17 protein-coding genes and 2 tRNA genes are annotated in these 18,677 nt (G+C 65.1%); 4 read left to right on the forward strand and 15 right to left on the reverse strand.

The genetic code is table 11. The features are described from left to right. Positions 1 to 128 precede the first annotated feature (128 nt). Complete coding sequence (gene leuD, locus J7E83_RS05970; protein ID WP_214959958.1) at positions 129 to 731, reverse strand: 3-isopropylmalate dehydratase small subunit; 603 nt, start codon at positions 729 to 731, stop codon at positions 129 to 131. An 8-nt stretch (positions 732 to 739) separates the two neighbouring features. Then, positions 740 to 2,194, reverse strand: a complete 1,455-nt coding sequence (gene leuC / locus J7E83_RS05975) for a 3-isopropylmalate dehydratase large subunit (RefSeq protein ID WP_214959960.1) — start codon at positions 2,192 to 2,194, stop codon at positions 740 to 742. Positions 2,195 to 2,316: 122 nt separating this feature from the next. On the opposite strand from leuC, the gene J7E83_RS05980 reads away from it, so the two are divergent. Beyond that, a complete protein-coding gene (locus J7E83_RS05980; RefSeq protein ID WP_066292257.1) occupies positions 2,317 to 3,036 on the forward strand; it encodes an IclR family transcriptional regulator in 720 nt (239 codons plus the stop codon). A 77-nt stretch (positions 3,037 to 3,113) separates the two neighbouring features. Beyond that, complete coding sequence (locus tag J7E83_RS05985) at positions 3,114 to 3,653, forward strand: DUF1697 domain-containing protein (protein WP_214959961.1); 540 nt, start codon at positions 3,114 to 3,116, stop codon at positions 3,651 to 3,653. A gap of 12 nt (positions 3,654 to 3,665) precedes the next feature. Here J7E83_RS05985 and J7E83_RS05990 read toward each other — a convergent pair whose 3' ends face one another. The 4 genes from J7E83_RS05990 to J7E83_RS06005 all read right to left on the reverse strand — a co-directional run bounded on the left by J7E83_RS05990 (position 3,666) and on the right by J7E83_RS06005 (position 7,451). Beyond that, the gene (locus J7E83_RS05990) at positions 3,666 to 5,282 is read right to left on the reverse strand and encodes a GTPase (RefSeq protein ID WP_214959963.1); all 1,617 of its coding nucleotides are present in this window, start codon (positions 5,280 to 5,282) and stop codon (positions 3,666 to 3,668) included. Further along, a complete protein-coding gene (locus J7E83_RS05995; RefSeq protein ID WP_214959965.1) occupies positions 5,279 to 7,060 on the reverse strand; it encodes a dynamin family protein in 1,782 nt (593 codons plus the stop codon). The genes J7E83_RS05990 and J7E83_RS05995 overlap by 4 nt, the downstream gene beginning before the upstream one ends. Positions 7,061 to 7,161: 101 nt before the next feature. Further along, positions 7,162 to 7,234 (reverse strand) — tRNA-Glu (locus J7E83_RS06000). A 145-nt stretch (positions 7,235 to 7,379) separates the two neighbouring features. Continuing rightward, positions 7,380 to 7,451, reverse strand: a tRNA-Gln gene (locus tag J7E83_RS06005). A gap of 334 nt (positions 7,452 to 7,785) precedes the next feature. On the opposite strand from J7E83_RS06005, the gene J7E83_RS06010 reads away from it, so the two are divergent. Continuing rightward, complete coding sequence (locus tag J7E83_RS06010; protein ID WP_311379585.1) at positions 7,786 to 9,171, forward strand: hypothetical protein; 1,386 nt, start codon at positions 7,786 to 7,788, stop codon at positions 9,169 to 9,171. Between the two features lie 29 nt (positions 9,172 to 9,200). On the opposite strand, the gene J7E83_RS06015 is transcribed toward J7E83_RS06010, so the two are convergent. The 5 genes from J7E83_RS06015 to J7E83_RS06035 form a co-directional block, all read right to left on the reverse strand. Next, positions 9,201 to 9,446, reverse strand: coding sequence for a hypothetical protein (locus J7E83_RS06015; protein ID WP_214959969.1), 246 nt, complete (start codon positions 9,444 to 9,446; stop codon positions 9,201 to 9,203). 278 nt (positions 9,447 to 9,724) lie between these two features. After that, a complete protein-coding gene (locus J7E83_RS06020; RefSeq protein ID WP_214959971.1) occupies positions 9,725 to 10,474 on the reverse strand; it encodes an HAD family hydrolase in 750 nt (249 codons plus the stop codon). Further along, a complete protein-coding gene (gene gltX / locus J7E83_RS06025) occupies positions 10,474 to 11,985 on the reverse strand; it encodes a glutamate--tRNA ligase (protein WP_214959973.1) in 1,512 nt (503 codons plus the stop codon). Before gltX ends, J7E83_RS06020 begins: the two co-directional genes overlap by 1 nt. A gap of 80 nt (positions 11,986 to 12,065) precedes the next feature. After that, positions 12,066 to 12,842 (reverse strand): fumarylacetoacetate hydrolase family protein, encoded by a 777-nt coding sequence (locus J7E83_RS06030; RefSeq protein ID WP_214959975.1) that lies wholly within the window; start codon positions 12,840 to 12,842, stop codon positions 12,066 to 12,068. Between the two features lie 42 nt (positions 12,843 to 12,884). After that, positions 12,885 to 13,682 carry an MBL fold metallo-hydrolase gene (locus J7E83_RS06035; RefSeq protein ID WP_311379586.1) on the reverse strand — a complete coding sequence of 266 codons (798 nt, stop codon included), beginning with the start codon at positions 13,680 to 13,682 and terminating at the stop codon, positions 12,885 to 12,887. 125 nt (positions 13,683 to 13,807) lie between these two features. Here J7E83_RS06035 and J7E83_RS06040 point away from each other — a divergent pair, with 125 nt between their 5' ends. After that, positions 13,808 to 14,404 (forward strand): hypothetical protein, encoded by a 597-nt coding sequence (locus tag J7E83_RS06040; protein WP_214959977.1) that lies wholly within the window; start codon positions 13,808 to 13,810, stop codon positions 14,402 to 14,404. Positions 14,405 to 14,514: 110 nt separating this feature from the next. On the opposite strand, the gene J7E83_RS06045 is transcribed toward J7E83_RS06040, so the two are convergent. The 4 genes from J7E83_RS06045 to J7E83_RS06060 form a co-directional block, all read right to left on the reverse strand. Beyond that, entirely contained in the window at positions 14,515 to 15,627 is a 1,113-nt protein-coding gene (locus tag J7E83_RS06045; protein WP_214959980.1) for a branched-chain amino acid aminotransferase, read from the reverse strand. Positions 15,628 to 15,765: 138 nt separating this feature from the next. Next, positions 15,766 to 16,818: a 3-isopropylmalate dehydrogenase gene (locus tag J7E83_RS06050; protein WP_214959981.1), complete on the reverse strand. Its 1,053-nt coding sequence runs from the start codon at positions 16,816 to 16,818 to the stop codon at positions 15,766 to 15,768. 47 nt (positions 16,819 to 16,865) lie between these two features. Next, positions 16,866 to 17,621, reverse strand: a complete 756-nt coding sequence (locus J7E83_RS06055) for a class F sortase (protein WP_311379587.1) — start codon at positions 17,619 to 17,621, stop codon at positions 16,866 to 16,868. Positions 17,622 to 17,737: 116 nt separating this feature from the next. Next, positions 17,738 to 18,547, reverse strand: a complete 810-nt coding sequence (locus J7E83_RS06060; RefSeq protein ID WP_251043466.1) for a hypothetical protein — start codon at positions 18,545 to 18,547, stop codon at positions 17,738 to 17,740. Positions 18,548 to 18,677 lie beyond the last annotated feature (130 nt).

Here is an 18,677-nt window from a genome sequence, read left to right on the forward strand (position 1 = left end):
CAAAGGCTCCAGCTAAGCATAGGAGGTCGTGTTACCGAACCGAAATACGGGGGCGTCCTCGATGAGAAACGCGGCCGCTCACGCGGCCCGGAACGCGCCGTCCCGAGCCGCCGTTCGGGGCCGGCTTTTCAGGACAGGCGGGCCGGGAGGGTCGTCGGTTTGAACGCTGGACGGGTGGCCTCGTAGGCGGTGATGTCCGCTTCGTGCTGGAGGGTGAGGCCAATGTCATCCAGGCCTTCCAGCAGGCGCCACCGTGTGTAGTCGTCAATCTCAAACGGCGCCACGATGTTGCCGCAGATGACCGTCTTGGAGACCAGGTCCACGGTGACTTCGGTGCCAGGGGCGTTTTCCAGCTCTTTCCAGATCAGTTCGATGTCGTCCTGGGCCACCTCGGCTGCCAGCAGCCCCTGCTTGCCCGAGTTGCCGCGGAAGATGTCGGCGAAACGGGACGAGAGGACGGTTTTAAAGCCGTAGTCCTTCAGCGCCCAGACGGCGTGTTCACGGGAGGACCCGGTGCCGAAGTCCGGTCCGGCCACCAGCACGGAACCGATGTTGAAGGGGGCCTGGTTCAGGATGAAGGATGGGTCCTTGCGCCAGGCGGAAAACAGCGCGTCCTCGAAGCCTGTGCGGGTGATGCGCTTGAGGTAGACCGCGGGGATGATCTGGTCGGTGTCGACGTTGCTCTGCCGCAGCGGAACGCCGATGCCCGTGTGCGTAGTGAACTTTTCCATGGCGTCTCCTAGGCTGCGTGGGTGCGGATGGCGGCGGATTCGGGGGCCGGATCAAGGTCCGACGGTGAGCTCAGTGTGCCCCGGACGGCCGTGGCTGCTGCCACCACCGGCGAAACAAGGTGGGTCCGTCCGCCCTTGCCCTGGCGTCCCTCGAAGTTGCGGTTGGACGTGGAGGCGCAGCGTTCCCCGACCTCCAGCTGGTCCGGGTTCATGCCCAGGCACATGGAGCAGCCGGCGAAGCGCCACTCCGCCCCGAAGTCCTTGAAGACCTTGTCCAGGCCTTCAGCCTCGGCTTCAAGGCGCACGCGTGCCGAGCCCGGCACCACCAGCATCCGGATGTTGGGGTCCTTCTGGCGTCCGCGGACGATGTCAGCGGCAGCCCGGAGATCCTCCATGCGCGAGTTGGTGCAGGAGCCCAGGAAGACCGTGTCCACGCGGATCTCCTTCATGGGCGTTCCAGCCTGGAGACCCATGTACTGCAGGGCGCGCTCGGCGGCGGCCTTGGCGTTTTCGTCGCCGAAGTCCTCGGGGGACGGCACCTTGGCAGAGAGTGAAACACCCTGGCCAGGGTTGGTGCCCCACGTGACGAACGGCTCCAGCGTGTCGGCGTCGAGGTCGACTTCGACGTCGAACGTGGCGTCGTCGTCGGTCCGCAGGGTATTCCAGTACTCGACGGCGGCATCCCACTCTGCCCCCTGCGGCGCGTGCGGGCGGCCAAACATGTAGTCGTAGGTGGTCTGGTCTGGCGCCACCAGACCGGCACGGGCGCCTGCCTCAATGGACATGTTGCAGATGGTCATCCGGGCTTCCATGGACAGCGCACGGATGGCGGAACCGCGGTACTCCAGGACGTAGCCCTGGCCTCCGCCGGTGCCGATCTTGGCGATCACGGCGAGGATGATGTCCTTGGCACTGACGCCGGGACGCAGCGCGCCTTCAACGTTAATGGCCATGGTCTTGAACGGCTTCAGGGACAGGGTCTGGGTGGCCATGACGTGCTCCACCTCGGAAGTCCCGATGCCCATGGCCAGCGCGCCGAAGGCTCCGTGGGTCGACGTGTGTGAATCACCGCAGACAACGGTCATGCCTGGCTGGGTCAGGCCAAGCTGCGGGCCCACAACGTGCACAATCCCCTGCTCCGCGTCACCTAGTGAATGCAGCCGGACGCCGAATTCGGCACAGTTGTTCCGCAGTGTCTGGATCTGGGTGCGGCTCGTCAGGTCGGCGATTGGCTTGTCGATGTCCAGCGTGGGAGTGTTGTGGTCCTCCGTGGCGATCGTGAGGTCGGGACGCCGCAGCTTCCGGCCGGCGAGCCGCAGGCCTTCGAATGCCTGCGGGGACGTCACCTCGTGGACAAGGTGAAGGTCGATGAAGAGGAGGTCGGGCTGGGCATTGGCTCCTTCGCCGTCGCCTTTGCGCACCACGTGTGCGTCCCAGACTTTCTCGGCCAGTGTCTTTGCCACGGCCATCTCCCTTCACTGCTGTTGGCTATTGTTTGACTGCTAGAACCACTGAATCAGCACGGCTGTGTAATATGCCAGCGGAAAGATTTGCATCTCAGATATTGAGACGGCAATATCATTACATGGACAATTCTAGTGGAGTCGGTGTCATTGATAAAGCGGCCCATGTGCTTGACGCACTTGAGGCAGGACCCACCACCCTGGCGCAGCTGGTAGCGGCCACCGGGCTGGCGCGGCCCACCGTCCACAGGCTGGCCCTGGCACTGGTCCACCACCGGCTGGTCAGCCGCGACATCCAGGGAAGGTTTGTCCTCGGAAGCAGGCTCGTTGAACTGGCATCCGCGGCGGGCGAGGACCGCCTGATCGCTTCCGCTGGACCTGTCCTGATGCAGCTGCGCGACGCCACCGGCGAGAGTGCACAGATCTTCCGCCGCCAGGGAGACTGGCGTGTTTGCGTGGCTTCGGCTGAACGCCCCATTGGCCTCCGTGACACCATCCCCGTCGGAACCCAGCTGTCCATGAAAGCCGGCTCCGCCGCCCAGGTCCTCCTCGCATGGGAAGACCACGACCGCCTCCTTGAAGGCCTTCAGTCTGCGCGATTTACGCCCACCGTATTGGCGGGCGTACGACGGCGGGGCTGGGGCCAGAGCCTCGGCGAACGGGAGCCGGGAGTCGCCTCGGTTTCCGCGCCGGTCCGCGGACCTTCCGGACGGGTAATCGCCGCCGTTTCCATTTCCGGGCCGATCGAGCGCCTGACCCGCCAGCCCGGCCGCCTGCACGCTGAGGTGGTGTGCAACGCCGGCCGTATCCTCACCGAGGCCCTGCGCAAGAACAACGACTGACGGAATCCCGGGGCCGGGTGCTCCTCCCCCGCCACCTGCCATCAGCCGCCCTGCCCCAAAAGGTTAGGCTGTTCGGCATGAGCAGCTACGCAGTCTTTCTCCGCGGCATCAATGTGGGCGGAATCAATATCAGGATGGCGGACCTCAAAGACGCCCTCAAGTCGTGCGGGTTCGGGGACGTGAAGACCCTGCTGGCCAGCGGAAATGTAGTTCTCACCAGCGAACAGGATGCTGGCGCCGTCAAGCAGCAGCTCGAAGAATGCCTGCGGAAATCATTCGGCTACGACGCATGGGTTGTTGTCCTGCCCGCGCAGCGCGTGTCGGAACTTGTGGACGCCTGCCCCTATCCGGAAGACGACAAGCGCACCCACACCTACATCACGCTGGCCTCGGACACTGCCATGCTGGATGAGCTTGATGCAGCGGGAGCCGCGCTTGAGGGCGCGGAACAGAAACGGCTCGGACCGGAGGCGCTGGCCTGGCTGGCCCCGGCCGGAGGAACTCTGGAGAGCCCTTTCAGCAAGATCTCTTCAAAGGCCAGATTCAAAGCGACAACCACCACCCGGAACCTTCGGACCCTGATCAAGGTCCGGGACGCCGCGGCAGCGCTGAACTAGCTCGTGGCCGGCTTATTTGCCCCCGGCCCGCTTCAGCGCGGCATTGAATGACCTGAGCCGGTTCACCTCTGCTTCCACGGGCTTCACCACCAGCTCATCAGCTACCCCTCCGACGGCGGTCCTGAGCCTTTTCCTGGCCTTCGTGGCCCGCGCCCGGGCTGCCGCCGCGCCTATGAACCGCCCTGTGACAGCCAGGAAGACCCCAAGAACCACTCCCCCGGCAATCATCAGGGTAGGGACCGGCCAGCCCTCCACGCGGGGCACTTCCGGGACAGGCATCTGGAAGTACCCCAGGGCAGCCAGCACACCAAGCCAGCCCAGCCCGCCCAGGACCATGAGCAGGGCGAGCCACTGGACCACGTTGAAAAGTGCCCACCACCAGGACTTCCGTGCCGCCATCAGGTCCGTCCCGGCAATAGCCTGATCCAGGGCGTCCGGCAGTTGTTCCCTCCCCTCGCGGGCGGCGCCCCGGATCACTGCGCGCCACGGCCCGGGAGCACCGGCACTCGCGTTGTCAGCGAATTCCCGGACGGCAGCATCCGTCCGCGCCCTCTCCGGGGCGCCTGCGGGAGGAAGCGATGTCCGGCTTAGCTCAGAGGGTGAGGACCTGCGCAGGTTGAGCCGCCGCAACGGATCCGGCCTGAACCGGAGCAGCCAGCGCGTTACTGGCCACCCAGTGCGCCGGGAAGATTCCAGGCTGTAGGACCGGGCGACGGCCTCAACCACCAACGGGACGTTGGCAGCCGTCGCCAGTTCATCGGCAAGCCGGAATCTTGCTGCGGGCCTGACGCCCGCGGCCTCACCATCGCCGGAAGCCTCCCTTAGCCGCCGGGAAGCGCGGGTAACGTCGGCCGCCAGCCGTTGTGACAGCGCCTGGCGCTGCACCGCCACGTTCCGGATCGCGCTCCGGACGCCGTCGACGCCCGTGCCCAACAGCGCCGAGGCTCCGAGGACCTGCACTGTCCCCAGTCCGTCACGGGCCAGGATCCCCTTAAGCGATTGCAGCACGGGCTGCACATCCCTTTCGGGCAGCCGGTCCACCTGGTTGAGCACCACCAGGGTCACGGCGCCATGCGCGGCAAGGGGCGTCAGGAATTCATTGTGCACCGCGGCATCTGCATATTTCTGGGGATCCAGCACCCAGACCAGGACATCCACCAGGCCCACCATGCGCTGCACAATTTCGCGGTTGGCAGCCCTGGTGGAATCGAAGTCCGGCAGGTCCAGCAGGATCAGCCCGGTACCCTCGTCCGCGAATCCGTCCACCGGGGCGGCGTGGTGCCGGCTGCGCACCTCCAGCCAGTCCAGCAGCGGTTCGCTGCCGCCTGCTCCCCACACTCCCGCCAATGGTTCCGACGTCGTCGGCCGGCGGGCCGCCGCCGTCGCGATTTCAGCGCCGCTGACCGCGTTGAAGAGGGATGACTTGCCGCTGCCGGTCGCGCCGAAGAACCCCACGACTGTGTGGTCGGCCGACAGGGAACGGCGGGAACTCGCACGTTCAAGGAGCTGGAAGACGTCCGCCAATGACTCGTCGGGCAAAACACCCTCGGCGAGTTCACGGGCGTCATTCAGGGCTTCAAGCCGGCGGTCCAGCTGCGACGATTCGCGTGCATCGCTGTGGCGGCTCATGCCTGGCCGGCCAGCAGCGCCAGGGCCGACGCGTGGCCGGTCAGCACAGGCTCGGCGTCCGGGTCGCCGTCGGGGAGCAGGTCAAGGAACTTCCGTTGCTCCGCCCTCAGCAACTGCTGGCACCGTGCATGGAGGTCCTCGCGGGCTGTCTGTGCAAGGCGGCGGACTGCACCTTCACCGAACACTGCTTCCAGCAGCTTCTGGCCAACAACGGCGGTGCCTCCCGCTACGCCGATCTCCAGCCCTGTGAGGCCTGCAGTCATAGAGAACACCACGATCATGAGCGCGGCACCCAGTCCGTTGATGCCGAAGGAAAGCAACCTGGCTTGCGTCCGCTTGCCCTGGCCTTCAGTCCGGATCAGTTCCATCAGGCTGCCCTGCCAGGCCCTGATCTCTGCCGCCGTCCGTTCGGCGAATCCGAAACTGGTCCCGGACAGATCCTCTACCCCCAACAGCTGGCGCCCCGCGGGGTCGGACCGCCACCGCTGGTCGGTTTCCTCAGCGGCCGTTGCCGCCTCGTCAAGGATTACTGCCTGCAGGCCTGTCTCGATGGCCACCTCCACCCTGACGGCCGGGGGCGGCTCGCCGCGGAAGAACGCCCCCGCACGGTCCCGGAGCCGTCCGATGTTCTGCTCGAGGTTCCGGAAAAACTCCCCGGTCCCCACGAAGTCCTGCCAGCGGGCCAGCACTTCACCCCGGAGCAGGGCACCGTCCTTGGTGGCGTCCAGGATGCGAACGGCTGCGTCACGGTACGCAGCCGTTGCCTGGGCCTCGAGCATGGCCGCGGCCCGTTGCTGCTCACCCGCCGCCTGTGCCACGCCGGCGACTCGTGCCGCGAGTGCCCTCACTGTTCCGTTGAGGGTCCGCCGGGCGATCGCGGCCCGGCCGGCTGCGTCCGCTGCCAGTTCCTGCAGCCACTGGCGCAGTGGATCCACGGCGTCGGGCGGCAACATCCCCAACGGGTCGAGCTCTGTCTCCCGCACGATGAAGAGCCGGGCTGCCCCCAGGCCTTCCTTGTGCAGCAGGCCGCGGAGATCGGCACTTACTTCCGCTTCTGCCTCCGGCGGGACCCGGTCCAGTACCACGGCCACCATAATGTCCCGCGAGGCCGCATCCAGGAGCAGCTTCCAGGGGACAGCGTCAGCGTAACGGTTGGCCGTGGTCACAAAGACCCACAGATCCGCGGCGGCCAGCAGCTGGCCGGCGAGTTTTCGGTTCTCATCGGAGATGGAGTCGATGTCCGGAGCGTCGAGCAATGCTATGCCTTGCGCAACTGCCGGATCAGCCACAAGAACCAGGGAGGAAACCGGGCCGGCATCGGGAGTGGCGCCAGCCGGGCTGGCAGGAATGGGATACGTGGAGACACTTCCCGTAATCCGGTTCAGGCTGGGCAGGATTCGTTGGCCTTCGAACCAGCCCCCATCTGCGGGGTGGTGAAGGAGGATGGGTTGCCTCGTGGTGGGCCTGATGGCGCCCGAACGTGTCACCGGATGCCCGGCCAAGGCGTTGACCAGCGTGGATTTGCCGGCACCGGTGGAGCCACCGACGACGGCGAGCAGCGGAGCATCCAGGTTGCGGTAGCGCGGCAGGATGTAGTCATCCAGCTGGGCGACGGCGTTCCGGACTTCCAACCGCGCCTGCGCCGCATCGGGCAGGGCAAGGGGCAGGGACACGAAGGACAGATCGTGCCGCACGGCCTCAAGCAGTCCGACGGCAGCTGCCGCGGACGGGTTCGGCTTTCGGGTTGGGGGCCGGGCCGGGTCAGGGTGGGAGGTCACAGCATCATCATGCCAGTTCAGCGTGCCCGCTGGCCCTGTCTATCAACAATTCAGCAACAACGAAAACGGCCCCGGGCACTTGCCCGGGACCGTCATATTCGTGACCCCAGCGGGATTCGAACCCGCGTTACCGCCGTGAGAGGGCAGCGTACTAGGCCGCTATACGATGGGGCCCTGCACTTCCAGGAAGCTCCTGCTTCCCACCAGCATTTCTACCGGTCAGCCAAGTGAGTATTTCACACACTCAGCACTTGTTTCAAACCGAAAAACCGTTCTGAAACCTCTGATTTCCGACCCGTTCCTGCGACTGAAATCAGAGCTGGGATACCAGGACTCGAACCTAGAATGACGGTACCAGAAACCGTAGTGTTGCCAATTACACCATATCCCAATGATACTTTCGGGCCGGATTTTCGGGCTTCAACCCGCGCTCCGTGCGCCTCAGCACGAGAAACTACTTTACCCGAGACTTTTGGCTCGCACAAATCGAAGCCAGCCATAGCCGCCGCGACCGCTAGGGACCACGTTGCTCAGTGCGAGCTCCTATGGCGTGACTCAAAACCCTTGCCATTTGCCCCTGCACAAGTTTACTCTCGGTAAGTTACCGGAGAGTAACCACCTGTCGAGTGATGCAGAGCCAAGCATTCGAGTGCCAGGCGCATCACCGCCAAAGGTGGCGGGCGGCAACTTTGGCTGCCCGCTTAAACCGTCGAGAGGATCCATCTGTGACACAAAGTCGTGGCGCCACTGCCGGCAAAACCCGGCCCCATGCACAGCAGCTCACCATCGGCACCCTTGCCTTGCTGCTGATTGGGCTGCTGGCGTTCTACACCCTGGTCACCGGCCGGATCACCGATGGGTCCGCCAAGCTCCGCGACGGGACGAGCCAAGCATCTGCGGGGGCCGAGCAGCTCAAGGACGGTGCTGGTCAGCTGGCAGTCGGCGCAGGCCAGGCTGACGCTGGCGCCGGCAAGCTCTCCTCCGGCGCGGAAAAGATCTATCTCGGCGTTACAGAAAAGCTCGCCCCCGGTGCCGACAAGCTCCAGGCCGGAGCCGATGAGCTGGCCTCCGGGGCAGTGAAGATCGAGACCGATGTCAACAACAAACTCGCTCCTGGTGTCTATAAGGTCGACGACGGCGCCAGGAAGCTTGCCTCCGGAGCCTCCCAGCTTTCCGCCGCCCTGACACCTACTGCAGGCGGTAACGCGGACAACAACCTGGCCGACGGTGCCGGCCAGCTCGACGCAGGTGCTGCCCGGCTGGCTGCTGGTACAGGTGACCTCGCCGCCGGCACCGTACAGCTGAAGGGCTACCCCGGGGCCAACAACAACCCCGAGGCAGGCACAGGCACGGCCGCCCTGGCGCAGGCCCTCGATCTCCTGCAGGCGGCAGCATCGGATCCCCTGCAGGGACTGGTCCCGCTGGCCGCGGTCAAGGACAAGATCGCGAAAATCGCCGCCGGCGCCCACAAGCTCGACGCCGGGGCGTCCCAGCTGCAGGCCGGGGCAGGACAACTGCGCGACGGGGCCGGGCAGCTGCACGCCGGAACGGGAAGGCTCACCGACGGCTTCAGGACACTCGCGGCAAAACTCAACAGCCAGGATCCCAACAACCCTGGTGTTGTTATGGGAACGGAACTGCTGGCGGATGGAACGTCGAAGATTCGGACCGGCATGGATGGTGTGCCTGGAGATCCCGAGCATCCGGGACTCATCAAGGCCGCAGCCCGGATGACGGACGGCAGCTCCCGGCTGGCGGATGGAACCGCGGCACTCAACGCCGGCATCAAGGGCGACCCGGCTGATGCTGCGAACCCCGGCCTGCTCCGAGGCACGGCGGCGCTTGCTGCCGGCGCCTCCGAGCTCTCTGCCGGCAACACCAAGCTGGCCTCCGGCTCCAGCCAGCTGTCCACCGGCGCGGTCAAACTGGCTGACGGCAATGCCCGGATCGCCGAGGGAACGGGCACCCTCTACTCGGGCGCGGCGGCCGTTTCGCCGTCCAACTTGGTGGGACAGCCCGATGCCTCGTTGGCCCTCGGCCTGGTGGGACTGCTGGGGCTGGGGTCGGTTGCTGCTTTCGTTGTCCTGCGGAAAAGGCGGGCTGTCTTGTAAAGCACCATGGCCCAGGCCTGCGCCCCCGCCTACGGGTTGTTGCCGCTTCCCGGTGTGGCGGGGTCCGTGGGCCGGGCCTGGCCGGTGCCCGGGGCGCGGCGGCCCTGTCCGTTGGCCCCACCCGGTCGCCCGTTCGGGAACCTCTGAGAGAACTGTTGAGCGGCATCCGACTTTGCCATCGAGTATCCGATGGCGCCCCCTCCTCCCCCGGCCAGCAGCACCGCAATGCCGGCTGCAACAAGAATCTTCGGAGTGCTCCACCATCTCTTCTTCACCGGGGATACCGGAGCGTAAGTCCCCGGGCCACCGGTATGGGTTCCGGCTCCACTGGGAGGCGGCCCCGGAATCGGACGCGGGGCATTGGCGGGCCCTGGAACGCTGTGTTGGTTGGTTTCCTGCTCCACGAAGTATCTCCTCAAGAACGAATGGGGTCTGCCCCATCAGTCAAGTGCAGGAAACTGGGGAAATACTGGGCACCAGCCGTGGGCTTCCTGCCGCCGGAAGATTGCCACGCCACGCAGTGGTGGAGCAGGACGGGCTGTAGTGGAGAGCGTTAAGGCGTTCGGATCTCCAGCAGCTCGGCCAGCGATCCGGCCGCGTACCCCTCGAAGCCGGGCGCAGGTTCCCCCGTCCGGTTGAGCCAGACACCCAGCAGGCCGGCCGCCGTCGCGCCTTCCGCATCAAGCAGCCGGTTGTCGCCCACGAAGAGGGTATCCGCAGGGGCTGTTCCCAGGAGCCGAACACCTTCGAGATAGATAGCGGGCTCGGGTTTGGCCACGCCGACCGTGTCCGTGCCGACAAGCCTCGTGACGCGTTCCAGGCCCGCGCTGTCGAGTTTGGCCCGCTGGTAGTCGTGCACGTTGTTGCTGACCGCCCCATAGGGAATGGCGGCATCGTCCAGGAAGTCAAGGAGCGGAACAACGTCATCAAAGGCCTTCACATAGGCCGGCTGCACGCGTCCGTACGCAGTAAGCCACTGGTGCGCTTCTTCGCCCTCGGCGAGATCCACGCCGAAGTGCCCCAAAGCGGCGCGGCCGCGCAGCAGTCGCTGGTCGTTGAACGTCAGCTCGCCGGCCAGGTACCTGTCGTAATAATGGGTGGTTTCGTGGGTGAAGATCCTGCCGAACCTCTCCCACCCGGCCTGGTCCAGGCCGGGCAGGAGGTGCTCGCTGACCTCGCGCAGGGCGGTGGTCATGGCGTATTCAAGGTCCACCAGGGTGTCATCGATGTCAAAAAGAACCCCCCGGATGTCCCCGAAGCGGGTGGCCAGGAAGCCACTCTTGACGTTATCCGGGCCAGCCATCAGCCGCGGAAGGTACGGAGCCGGTTCAGGGACGAATCCTTGCCCAGGATCACCATCGATTCGAACAGCGGCGGGGATATCCGGCGGCCCGAGATTGCGGTGCGGACCGGGCCGAATGCCAGCCGTGGTTTGATCCCGAGGCCTTCCACCAGTGCCTGTTTCAATGCTGTCTGGATGCTTTCCGGATTCCAGTCCTCCACGGGGTCCAGGGCGGCGATGGCGGCGTCGAGCACTTCGGTGAGGTTCTCCGGGAGGCCCTTGCGTGCGTCATCCGCGACGTCGATCGCGTCGTCATTCTTGAAAAGGAACGCCAGCATTTCCGGTGCTTCGCCCAGCAGGGAGATGCGCTCCTGGATCAGCGGCGCCGCCTCGGTAAGGATCTCCTCCTGGCGGGCCGTGAGGCTCTCCCCCACGAAACCGGCCGCGCGCAGGTACGGCACCAGCCGGCTGCGGAAATCCTCGGGATCGAGCATACGGATGTGGGTGCCGTTGATGGCCTCGGCCTTCTTGATGTCGAAGCGGGCAGGGTTGGCCAGCACGTCATGGACATCGAAGTACTCGATCAGCTGATCCACCGTGAAGATGTCCTCGTCCGCAGACAGGCTCCAGCCAAGCAGTGAGAGATAGTTCAGCAGCCCCTCAGGGATGAAGCCGCGGTCGCGAAGCAGGAACAGGTTGGATTGCGGGTCGCGCTTGGACAGCTTCTTGTTTCCCTCGCCCATGACGTAAGGGAGGTGCCCGAAGACCGGCAGGTAGCTGGCGACGCCAATCTCCATGAGTGCCTGGATCAGCACCACCTGGCGGGGCGTGGACGAGAGCAGGTCCTCGCCGCGGAGCACGTGGGTGATGCCCATCAGTGCGTCGTCGACAGGATTGACGAGGGTGTAGAGCGGGGAACCGTCGGCGCGGACGATGACGTAGTCCGGGATGCTGCCGGCCTTGAAGGTTATCTCGCCGCGGACCATGTCGGTGAACGTGACGTCCTCGTCAGGCATCCGGACGCGCAGGACGGGCTTGCGGCCTTCGGCCTTGAAGGCGGCAAGCTGCTCTTCGGTGAGCTCGCGGTCGAAGTTGTCGTAGCCGAGCTTGGGGTCGCGGCCTGCCGCACGGTGGCGCGCCTCGACTTCTTCCGGCGAGGAGTAGCACTCGTACGCATAGCCGGCGTCGATCAGCTTGGCCACCACGTCCTTGTAGAGGTCAAGACGCTGCGACTGCCTGTAGGGCTCATGAGGTCCGCCGACCTCAACGCCCTCTTCCCAGGTGATGCCCAGCCACTTCAGCGCCTCCAGCAGCTGCTGGTAGCTCTCTTCCGAGTCGCGTGCCGCGTCTGTGTCCTCGATGCGGAACACGAAGGTGCCCTTGGTGTGCTTGGCGTGGGCCCAGTTGAAGAGGGCCGTGCGGATCAGGCCGACGTGCGGTGTACCTGTGGGCGACGGGCAGAACCGGACACGGACCGGGGTATCGGCGGTGACGGCAGGGACGGCGACAGGAGCAGCGGAGGGGGTAGTCATAGTGGTATCAACTTTACCAACCGGGGCCCGCCGGTCCGGACCACCCGAACCGGGCGCCGGCTTCCGGTACGCCACAGGGCCTAGCGGCGGACCACCGGGTTGGACAAGCGCCCGATCCCCTCGATTTCCACTTCGTAGCGGTCACCGGCCTTCACCAGGCCCACACCTGCGGGAGTGCCTGTCATAATGACATCCCCGGGCAGAAGGGTGAACGCCTGCGACACGATGGACACGAGTTCCCGGACGCCGCGGATCATCTGGCTGGTGTTGCCGTCCTGGCGGAGCTCGCCATTGAGCCGGCCCTGGATCTGCAGGTCCTCGGTGTCAAGCTCCGTTTCGATCCACGGTCCCAGGGGTGCGGACGTGTCAAAGCCCTTGGCACGGGCCCACTGCAAGTCGGTCTTTTGAACGTCCCTGGCGGTGAGGTCGTTTCCGCACGTATAGCCGAAGATCACGTCGTCAACACGTTCTTCCGGGACATCCTTGCAGATTCGGCCGATGACGACGCACAGCTCGGCTTCGAAGGAGATTTCTTCAGAGAAGTCCGGCAGCACGATGGGATCGTTCGGCCCCACCACAGCGGTGTTCGGCTTCAGGAACAGCAGCGGCTGGGCCGGGACCTCGTTGCCGAGCTCGTGGGCGTGCTCGACGAAGTTGCGCCCGACGCCGACGACCTTACTGCGGGGAATGATAGGGGCCAGGAGCCGCACGTCTTCAAGCTTGTGGCGGACGGAGGTCCGTTCCACTCCATTGAAGAAGGGGTCGCCGTGGATGACAGTGATTTCCTCACTGCCGGGCTCGCCTTCAACAACGCCATAGAGGGGATCAGAATCGACTACAAACCGGGCAATACGCATGGTTCCAACCCTACAGTCTCCGGCCGGGGCCTCCGGGAAGGGTCAGTTGCGCCCGGGCTGTCCCCGCAGGTAGTCAAGCTGGGCAGCCACCGATGTTTCAGCCGCGCGCCTCACGGAAGGTCCGACGTCGGCATACACAGCGTCGGTGACCTCCGGCACCCCGGCGCTTCGGCCCAGTCGCTCAAGTGCTTCCCTAATCTGTGCGAGCCTCTCCTGCCGGTGGTCACGGTAGGCGCGGGTGACGGCGTCAAGGGAAGGCAGGACCGGACCATGGGCGGGCAGGACGGTCGCCGGCCCCAGGTTCTCCAGCTTGTCCAATGAGGCCAGGTAGTCCCCAAGCTTCCCGTCCGGGAAATCCAGCATCGTGGTGCCGCGGCCCAGGATGGTGTCGCCAGTCAGTACGGAACCGTGCGGGCCGTCTCCAGGCAGATGGAAGCATACAGAATCTGAGGTGTGGCCAGGAGTGGCCAGAACGGAGATATCCACCCCGGCTGCCCGGATGACCTCGCCGTCTGCCAGCGGGGACCCTGCATGGCAATGCGCCGGGTCAGCAGCCCTGACCGGGGCAGCCGTCAACTCGTGCAGGCGGCGCGAACCCGCGGTGTGGTCAGCATGCCGGTGCGTAACCAGGATCAGCACTATGTGTGCGTAGTTGGCCAAAGCACGCAGGTGACCTTCAGCCTGCGGTCCGGGATCCACTACAACGACGTCGGGCGATTCCGGCTGCCCGATCAGGTAGGAATTGGTCCCATCCAGGGACATGGGGCCGGGATTGGGCGCCAGGATGAACTTCGTCAGGGCTGAGCTGGGCTGCGGGACAGGGCCGGAAGCTGTAGTCACCGTCCTATCTTTGCATCGGCCGCCGCATTGCCCCCGATCACGCTGCCGGAATAGAAGAGCCTGCGGGCACGGTTGACCACCAGTGAAGACATACGATCTCCACCAGGAAGCCGGAACCAGACACCATGAGCACCACAACCACCCTTGCAGATCTGCTCGCCGAGGCTGATGCCGGCGGCCACGACCACGCCGCAACGGAGAAGAGCAGCGGACTCCAGCACATCCATAACCACGCGACGGGCAGCATCGTCTGGTTCCCCACGTGGAAAAAGTTCCGCGAGACGTCCGATTGGAGCGAGGAGGTAGATACTTTCGTCGAGGACTTCAGATCAGGTGCACGACCCGTGGAAGCAGGGGCGTCAAGATTCCTAACCGCTGACCTCGACGCGCTCCTGAACCGCGCCGCTGCGTCCAGTGATGCCAACATTTTTGTCCAGCAGAACCTTACGAAACACCTGACCCGGACCTGGGCAGTGGGCGACGCCGTTGCCAAAGCAACGGGAAAGGACCTGCCCACCGGCACGACGCCGTCGTCCGTCTTTGCCGACTATCCCTACGACGTGTATGCCCAGGATGGTGGAGCGTTCGCCACAGCGCTCTGGAACGATGTCATTGATGCCCGGCGAAACCGCACCCTGGCCGACGAAGCTGCCCGGAAGGCCCTGAAGCCTGTGTCCCGTAAGGCGCTCAAAAACGCTGCCCGGAAGGCCGCCCGGCGCTGATGCCCGGAGCGCCCTCCGCCATACGAACGACGGCGGCTGCCCGGCACAGTGTTTACGTTTAAACAGTGCCGGCAACCGCCGTCGTAATTCTTGGAGCCTGATGACCGAAACTAGGCCAGCCGGGTCAGCCAGCCGTGGGTGTCCGGAACGGTGCCGGTCTGGATGCCCAGGAGCTTCTCGCGGATGGCCATGGTGGTTTCCCCTGCCGTGGCGTCCTCGGATCCGATGAACTCGGTGGCGTCCTTCAGCAAGCCGATGGGCGTGATCACCGCCGCAGTCCCGCAGGCGAAGACCTCGGCGATCTCGCCGGATGCAACACCGTCGCGCCACTCATCCAGCGTGATCTTGCGCTCGGTCACTTGACGGCCCATATCCTTAGCCACCTGGACCACGGACATGCGGGTAATGCCTTCCAGGATGGTTCCGGTCAGAGCCGGGGTCACGAGGGATCCGTCCTTCATGACGAAAAACACGTTCATGCCGCCAAGCTCTTCGACCGCGTTGTCGTTGAACTGGTCCAGGAAAAGAACCTGCTTGCAGCCGTGTGCCTCCGCCTCCTGCTGCGCGATGAGGGAGGCAGCGTAGTTACCGCCGCACTTGGCGTCACCCGTGCCGCCCCTTCCGGCGCGGGCATACTCCCGAGAGATCCAGATGGAGACCGGTTTGAGTTCCTTGCCGAAGTAGTTGCCGGCGGGGGACGCGATCACCCGGAACGAAACCTCGCGTGCCGCCCGGACGCCCAGGAAGGCCTCCGTGGCGATCATGAACGGGCGAAGATAGAGGGCTTCGCCGTCGCCGGAGGGAACCCATTCCTTGTCCGCCGTGACAAGCTCGCGGATGGCGCCAAGGAAGTACTCCGCAGGAAGTTCCGGAAGGGCAAGCCTGCGGGCGGATTTATTCAGGCGGGCTGCGTTGGCTTCCGGGCGGAAGGTCCAGATGGAGCCATCTGCGTGCCGGTACGCCTTGAGGCCTTCGAAAATCTCCTGGCCGTAGTGGAACACCGCCGCTGACGGATCCAGGGAAATCGGACCGTACGCCTCGACGCGGGGGTTGTGCCATCCGCCTTCACCGTTAGCGTCCACGCTGTAGTCGACGATGGCAGTGTGGTCGGTGAAGTAATCGCCGAATCCCGGGTTGGCCAGGATGGCTGCACGCTCTTCAGCTGACTTCGGGGTTGCCGAGAGCTGCTGGTTGAATTCGACGCCATGGGCAGTCTGAGTCATGGTTCCTCCACGATCGGCCGCCCGTGAAGTGGTTCAACCTTGAACCAGGAGGCGGCATTTGGTGATTCGAAACTAGCTTACGCCGGTTGGCAGAGCCCTCCGAGCCGGGCCCTCAGCTCCGGGCTCTTGGAGCAGGGCCTACAGCGCCGCCGCAATGGCATCGCCGACCGCGCTGGTACTGCGGGTGCCGCCGTCGCGGTTTTCGACGTCGGCAATCACGGCGGCTTCGATCTTCCGTGCCGCCTCGGTGTACCCGAGGTGGTCCAGCAGGAGCGCTGCCGAGAGAATGGCGGCCGTGGGATCGGCCTTCTGCTGCCCGGCGATATCCGGAGCCGAGCCGTGCACGGGTTCGAACATGGACGGCGCGGTGCGGTCCATATTGATGTTGCCCGAGGCGGCCAAGCCGATGCCGCCGGTGATGGCTGCGGCGAGGTCCGTCAGAATGTCCCCGAAGAGGTTGTCTGTGACAATGACATCGAAGCGGGACGGGTCAGTGACCATGAAGATAGTGGCCGCATCCACGTGCAGGTAGTCGTGGGTGACCTCAGGGAATTCCTGTGCCACGGCCTCGACGGTCCGCTTCCACAAGTGGCCCGCGAACACCAGGACATTGTGCTTGTGCACCAGGGTGACGTGCTTGCGCTCCCGGCCGCTGGCGCGTCGGAAGGCGTCACGGACCACCCGCTCCACGCCGTGGGCTGTGTTGAGCGAGACTTCGGTGGCCACTTCGTGGGGAGTTCCGGCACGCAACGTGCCACCGTTGCCCACGTAGGGGCCTTCGGTCCCCTCGCGGACAACGATGAAATCGATGGTGCCGGGGTTGGCCAGTGGACTTCCCACGGTTCCGAAGAGCCGGGACGGCCGCAGGTTGACGTAGTGGTCCAGGCTGAAGCGGAGCTTGAGCAGCATCTCCCGCTCGATGATCCCCGACGGGATCCGGGTGTCACCGGGGGCGGCACCGACCGCACCGAACAGGATGGCATCGCGAGTGCGCAGGTCAGCCAGGACGTGGTCAGGCAGGGTCTCCCCGGTGGCGAGCCAGTGCTCGGCACCGAGCTTGTAGTGGGTCTGCTCGAGGACGACGCCTTCAGCTGCGACTGCCTTTTCGAGGACTTTCAGTGCCTCGGCGATGACCTCTGGGCCAATGCCGTCACCGGGAATGACAGCAAGGTTAATAGTGGATGCGCTCATGATCCAAGAATATTAAGGGGATCCGCATGCCGGACAATCCGTCTCAACTATTGAGACGCCGGGGCGGGTGCTTCCGGCGAGGCCACCACCACCACGTTGGTCCCCCAAAGGTCGTCCGTGTAGCAGGAGATCAGGACCAGCCTGTTAGGCACCACCTGCCAGATGGGGCTGTCCTTCAGGCCTGACTTTACGTAGGTGGTGACCGAGTCCACCCGGTAGGCCACTTCCCCGATGGCGGTGGTAACAGTGAGCCGGTCACCGGCCGCCGCCTTGGTGCTCAGCCTATTGAACGGTGCCTCCTGGTCCTGCCAGCTGTGGCCGGCCACGTACGTGGTATTGACCGAGCCTTCCCCCGGCATTCCGTAGGGGGCCAGCCAGTAGCCGTCCATCGTGGGGGGCGGAACGATGGTTTGGGTCGCCCGGTCGTCGCCACTGGGCTCCAGGGGATGGACCACTACGTCGATCCCGGCCGCGGGGTACACAAGTCTCTGGGGTGGAGCCGCCGGCGGCCCGGGCGGACCCTGGACGCTGGCGGTCTCCGACGGCGTGGGAATTGGTGTGGACGGGGCTGGTGCGGGGGACATCGGCTGCACCGCAACCTCGGTGGCCGGCCGCGGGGAGCTGTCCGGTCCGGCCAGCAGTGGAAAAAGGGCCAAGGCCAGATAGCCCAGGATGCCGCAAAACACCACGAACGCGATGCTCCTGGCAGTGAAGATCCTCCCCTGCCGGGCTTGCGGCACGCGGGCGGTCTCATCCGGTGCTGCAGTTGATGCCGTTGATTCCGGTGAGTGGTCAATGCCCACGGTGCCCCCGCCTGTTGTGCCGAAACGTACCTGGACTCCGGCAGGCGCCGTGCCCTTGCGGCCACGGCGCCTGCCGGAGTCTCATGCAGCGCCCTTGCGGGCGTCAGTTCCCGGTGTCAATCCTTCCGACGGCGGGACACCCCGCCGTTGCCCGGCAGCGTCTTGCGGGCAGCTACTCCCGCTGCTGCGACCAACATGGCAGCCAAGCCTCCCGCCCAGGGGGCAAGAGCAACGTCAGATGACCCTTTCACGGCAGTCTGGACATTGAATCCCTCGTTGATGGCAGCCACGGCACCTGCACCCGCCGGTGCTCCGACAACCGCCCCGCTTGGATTACCGGCACCCGGCACCACTCCCGGCGGCACCACTGGCGGTACGACAGGCGGTACGACTGGCGGGACGACAGGCGGTACGACTGGCGGTACGACAGGCGGTACGACTGGTGGTACCTCTGTGGGGACACACCCGTTGTTGAACGTGGCCTGCCCTTCGACCGTCCAGTTCTGGCCGCCCGGCACGACGGTTCCGCTGTTCGGCGGAATGATGTCCTCACTGAGCTGGTGGTTGGCATTGGCGTGACCGTTGAGGCCGTTCAAGTCAATGGTGATGACCACAAACGGGTTGGTGGTGGACCCGGTGGCGTGGCAGATGGTGATCTTGTCACCGCCATTGCCGTTCGGCTCCTCACCCGGCGCCACGCAGCCGGCGTTCCATATGTCGACCTTGTCCAGGTTGCTGCCCTCAGGAATGACGTCGCCGCCATTCTTCGGGATGATGTCTTCCTCAAGCTGGTGGTTGGAATTCGCATGGCCAGAAAGACCGCTGACGTTCAAGGTTATCTGCACATAGGGGTTGGTGGTTGAGCCCGTGGCGTGGCAGATGGTGATCATTTCAGCGTCGCCCGGTGATTCCGCTGGCGATGCCATAGCCGTTGCTGAGGCACCCAGGATTGCGAGGCCCGTGACACTTAATGCGGCAAGGATCCGTTTCGCTTACGAAACAAGGCTATATACCGCGATACTTGCTCGTCTCCAGTACTCAGTACTCGCTTTCGCG

Origin of the sequence: Arthrobacter sp. ISL-48, assembly GCF_018613805.1 — a bacterium.
Classification (GTDB): Bacteria; Actinomycetota; Actinomycetes; order Actinomycetales; family Micrococcaceae; genus Arthrobacter.

Coding starts and splice junctions, on each gene's coding strand:
- leuD (WP_214959958.1), bottom strand. CDS start 731: ATGGAAAAGTTCACTACGCACACGGGCATCGGCGTTCCGCTGCGGCAG.
- J7E83_RS05990 (WP_214959963.1), bottom strand. CDS start 5,282: ATGAGCCGCCACAGCGATGCACGCGAATCGTCGCAGCTGGACCGCCGG.
- J7E83_RS06020 (WP_214959971.1), bottom strand. CDS start 10,474: ATGGCTGGCCCGGATAACGTCAAGAGTGGCTTCCTGGCCACCCGCTTC.
- J7E83_RS05980 (WP_066292257.1), top strand. CDS start 2,317: ATGGACAATTCTAGTGGAGTCGGTGTCATTGATAAAGCGGCCCATGTG.
- J7E83_RS06030 (WP_214959975.1), bottom strand. CDS start 12,842: ATGCGTATTGCCCGGTTTGTAGTCGATTCTGATCCCCTCTATGGCGTT.
- J7E83_RS06060 (WP_251043466.1), bottom strand. CDS start 18,547: ATGGCATCGCCAGCGGAATCACCGGGCGACGCTGAAATGATCACCATC.
- J7E83_RS06050 (WP_214959981.1), bottom strand. CDS start 16,818: ATGAGCGCATCCACTATTAACCTTGCTGTCATTCCCGGTGACGGCATT.
- J7E83_RS05985 (WP_214959961.1), top strand. CDS start 3,114: ATGAGCAGCTACGCAGTCTTTCTCCGCGGCATCAATGTGGGCGGAATC.
- gltX (WP_214959973.1), bottom strand. CDS start 11,985: ATGACTACCCCCTCCGCTGCTCCTGTCGCCGTCCCTGCCGTCACCGCC.
- J7E83_RS06045 (WP_214959980.1), bottom strand. CDS start 15,627: ATGACTCAGACTGCCCATGGCGTCGAATTCAACCAGCAGCTCTCGGCA.
- J7E83_RS06040 (WP_214959977.1), top strand. CDS start 13,808: ATGAGCACCACAACCACCCTTGCAGATCTGCTCGCCGAGGCTGATGCC.